The sequence below is a fragment of the Patescibacteria group bacterium genome, from assembly GCA_041645165.1.
In the GTDB taxonomy this organism is placed as follows: Bacteria; Patescibacteriota; Patescibacteriia; order 2-02-FULL-49-11; family 2-02-FULL-49-11; genus 2-02-FULL-49-11.
The window spans coordinates 1-3833 of the sequence record JBAZQN010000036.1 but is presented as its reverse complement, the minus strand read 5'-3'; the positions used below and the strand labels follow the sequence as shown (position 1 = coordinate 3833).

The following is a 3833-nucleotide window of genomic DNA, read 5'->3' as shown; positions in this document are numbered from 1 at the left end:
GCAAAATATAGCAGATATTTAGCGTAAAATCAGCTAAATAGGGCTTTTATTAGATCGATCAAATTATAGTCTGTTTATCCTTATTTATCAACTATTTACAAGTTTTTTCGTAACAGTCTCTATTAGTAACTATTTAAAGTAAGGAAAATGAAATGGCGTGGTTAACAGGTTATCCCAGAGAAAAAGTCGAATGGTTTCCAACTATCGATTCCAACAAATGTGTAAAATGTAGCATGTGCCTGAATTGTGGTAAAAATGTCTATGACTGGACCGAAAAAGGAGCAATCGTAGCACGGCCAACTCAATGCGTGGTCGGATGTACTACCTGTGCGAATCTTTGTCTTGGGAACGCCATTACCTTTCAAAACATTGCTGAAATCAGAGCATTGTACAAAAAGGAAGGAATATGGGCAAAAGTAAAAAAGCAACTCAAGGATGAGGGCAAATTGAAGATCGGAGAGAAATAAGCCGGTCTTCATTAAATCCCGAAGGAGGTAAACATGCTTAAAACCCATCAAATGGGATTCATTGGTGGCGGACGGGTTACTCATTTGTTACTGACCGGTTTGAAACGCCGGTCTGCTCTTCCTGAAAAAGTACTCGTCAGCGATCCGGATGCGAGTCATCTGCAAAAGCTAACCGCAATTGCCCCGCAGTGTATTCAATCTGTCAAAAGTAATTGGGAGACCGCACAAGCGGAATTGATTTTTCTGGCAGTACATCCGCCGGTTATCGCCGAAATTGCCGCTGAAATTCGAGAAGCTTTGCCTCCAGATGCCGTTTTAATTTCGCTTCTGCCGACGGTTACAGTACAAAAGTTGTCCAATTTACTGGGCGGTTTTTCTCGCATCGGGCGCATGATTCCGAATGCGCCATCAATAATTGGCATGGGCTACAATCCGGTATTTTTCTCAGAAGCATTATCGTCTGATGAAAGAGCCGCACTGCAAGCTTTATTTGCTAATTGGGGAACGGCGCCGGAAGTCCCGGAGAAAGACCTTGAGGCTTATGCCATGGTCACCGGTATGGGACCAACCTACTTCTGGTTTCAGTGGCTGGAACTCCTGCGGTTGGCGCAGGAATTTGGGCTCGATGCGGCTTCTGCTCGTCAGGCGATTTCCGTCATGCTGAACGGAGCCGTCGAAACTTTGTTCAGTTCTGATTTAGCCGATGAGCAGGTGCTGGATTTAATCACCTCTTATCCGTTGAAAAAGGACGAGGACACGATTCGCGGGATTTTCGAGGGAAAATTAGGCAACCTGTACCGAAAACTGAAAGCAGGAACAAGTTGAAAGTCGTGAGCACCGCTCTTTTAATTAACCTGCTGGCAATTGTTGGGCTGATAGCGGCCTGGTTCGTCAATCGGGATAAAACCCGTCAGGCGCTTACCGTCGCTCTGCGTTCGTTCTTCAAGATGTTGCCCTCAATCCTGATGGTCGTTGTGCTGATCGGTTTGGTGTTAGGATTAATGCCGCCACAAAAATTTTCTGCCTGGCTGAATGAACGCTCGGGCTTAACCGGGATATTCGTCACGGGTTTAATCGGGGCAATTCTGCATATTCCTGCCATCATTGCTTTTCCATTGGCGGGGACTTTGCTTAAAAGCGGGATTGCGGTGAGCATTATCGCGACTTTTATTACGACGCTGACCATGATCGGCGTCGTGACATTACCGCTGGAAATGAAAGAGCTGGGGCGACGGTTTGCTCTATTGCGCAACGGATTAAGTTTTATCGCGGCGCTGGTTATCGGCTGGTTGATGGGGATAATCCTATGAAACAACCGACCAAACCGGCGATGAGTCAAACCAAAAACGAATGGGCGATTGCGATTGTCTTGATGATTATCACAGTAATTGTCGGAACTGCCTTACCGTCCGTTCGCGGGCGAATAGTGCAATCTGCCTGGTCGGTCGCCCGCGAAATGCTGTTCATTCTGCCGGCGGTATTGGTATTGATGGGACTATTTGCCGTCTGGGTATCCAAAGAGACGGTGAATAAATATTTAGGGCGTACGTCTGGTGTGCGGGGCGTCTTGCTGGCGCTCTTTTTTGGTGCTCTACCGACCGGTCCGCTATATATCGCCTTCCCGTTAGCGGCTGGATTGGCGCAAAAAGGCGCCCGCACTTCCAATATTGTCATTTTTCTGACTGCCTGGGCGTGTATTAAAATTCCTCAGGAACTGGTCGAGTGGCAGTTTCTCGGCGCCCGGTTTATGCTGGCGCGCCTGACACTGACAATATTTTTTGCCTGTTTAATCGGGTTTATTGTCGAACGCGCGCTGACAATTAAAGCACCAAAAACAAGTCTTTGAAAGGAGTAGAATCCATGCAGGTATTTGACCTTAACGATCGCCATGCTTTCCCCTATGCTGAACGCCAGAAGAATGTCTTTTTTCAGGCAGACAATTTTAAAGTCAGGCTTATCGAACTTCACGCCGGTGGAACAATGCTACCCTGCGAAATGACCTCGTATGTCTTGTTTTATGTCATTGAAGGACAAGCGACGGTCTTTGTCAACCAGCAAGCGCAAATGCTTTCGGCGGGTCAGTTGTTGATTACAGAACCCGCTGAGCTGTCTATGCAGACAGAGGGAGGCGTCAAAATCTTCGGTGTACAGATCGCCGGGCAGGCTAAATAAATGACTTTCTTTTATATTCTGACTGTCGTCGCAATTGGTTTGTCTTTGATGATCGACCGCGGGAAATCGTGGCAGGCACTCCGCATTGCTTTGAAGCGTTTCCTGCATATTCTGCCGGATTTGCTTATGATGATTGTGCTGGTTTCCGTGGTTTTACTACTGGTCCCCGAGCGCACGATCGCCCGTTATCTTGGAACGCATAATATTTATCTTTCCGCCGCCCTGGCGGCTATCCTGGGTTCGGTAACGCTGATGCCGGGTTTTATCGCCTATCCGTTGTGCGGTTTGCTTTTAGAGAAGGGTGTTCCATATTTAGTGCTCGGCATTTTTAGCACGACCCTGATGATGGTAGGAGTCGTCACTTTTCCGCTGGAGCAACATTATTTTGGAACCAGGGTCGCGCTGATCCGCAATCTGCTGAGTCTGTTGATTGCCCTGATTGTCGGAATATGTATTGGTATTTTTTATGGAGAAATTTGAGAGTGAGTAAGGGCAAGAAGTTCGAGATCGCGCTGGTTTTAATCTTTGGATTGGTTGTCGGTGTGTTATGGCTTAGGGGAATTCCCGCCGGACAGGGTTTAGGGCGCACGGCTGTCGGTTTTGGCTTTAATATCTTCAAAGTCTTACCCTGCGCTTTTGTGCTCATCGGTTTGTTTGAAGTCTGGGTAAAGCCGGAAACCGTCGAAAAGCATTTCGGTGCGCAATCCGGATTACAAGGTCATTTCTGGGCGATGCTACTGGCGGGCACGACGGTGGGCGGTTTGTATGTGGCTTTTCCCGTTGCCGTAGCGCTTTACCGGAAAGGCGCACGCCTGGCGGTCATTTTCGCATATATTGGCGCGGCGGCGATTGTGCGGATTCCAATGACGATTTTCGAAGCGACCTTTATGGGCATTCAGTTCACAATTATCCGCCTGATCATTTCCATTCCATTGGTATTGGTCAGTGCGGAACTATTAGGTCGCTTTTTACATAAACACGGCTATGTTCTCCGTACATAGCACAAAAACTGAATTCACGAAAGATTTGCAAAGGAAACGAATCACGTCGCCTTCAATTTTCGCAAACGATATTTTATAAATGAACAAATTGAAAACTAACAGAAAGAGGATGAATCATGGGTTGTTCTTGTTGTGAACAAAAAATCTTTACGTTGAACGTTTCGGGTAAAGATCGTCAGATTGCAGGATTGGA

The 3833-nt window shown here is 47.0% G+C and carries 6 protein-coding genes; all 6 read left to right on the top strand.

The annotated features are described in order from the left end of the window. Positions 1 to 500: 500 nt before the first annotated feature. The 6 genes from WC659_07235 to WC659_07210 are packed head-to-tail and all read left to right on the top strand — an operon-like array spanning position 501 to position 3640. Positions 501 to 1292 carry an NAD(P)-binding domain-containing protein gene (locus WC659_07235; GenBank protein MFA4873689.1) on the top strand — a complete coding sequence of 264 codons (792 nt, stop codon included), beginning with the start codon at positions 501 to 503 and terminating at the stop codon, positions 1290 to 1292. A 5-nt stretch (positions 1293 to 1297) separates the two neighbouring features. Then, positions 1298 to 1777: a permease gene (locus WC659_07230; GenBank protein ID MFA4873688.1), complete on the top strand. Its 480-nt coding sequence runs from the start codon at positions 1298 to 1300 to the stop codon at positions 1775 to 1777. After that, a complete protein-coding gene (locus tag WC659_07225) occupies positions 1774 to 2313 on the top strand; it encodes a permease (GenBank protein MFA4873687.1) in 540 nt (179 codons plus the stop codon). The genes WC659_07230 and WC659_07225 overlap by 4 nt, the downstream gene beginning before the upstream one ends. Beyond that, on the top strand, positions 2310 to 2639 hold the full coding sequence (locus tag WC659_07220; GenBank protein ID MFA4873686.1) for a hypothetical protein: 330 nt from the start codon (positions 2310 to 2312) through the stop codon (positions 2637 to 2639). The genes WC659_07225 and WC659_07220 overlap by 4 nt, the downstream gene beginning before the upstream one ends. Next, positions 2640 to 3119 (top strand): permease, encoded by a 480-nt coding sequence (locus tag WC659_07215; protein MFA4873685.1) that lies wholly within the window; start codon positions 2640 to 2642, stop codon positions 3117 to 3119. It begins immediately after the preceding gene. After that, positions 3089 to 3640, top strand: coding sequence for a permease (locus WC659_07210; protein ID MFA4873684.1), 552 nt, complete (start codon positions 3089 to 3091; stop codon positions 3638 to 3640). Before WC659_07215 ends, WC659_07210 begins: the two co-directional genes overlap by 31 nt. Positions 3641 to 3833: the final 193 nt, after the last annotated feature.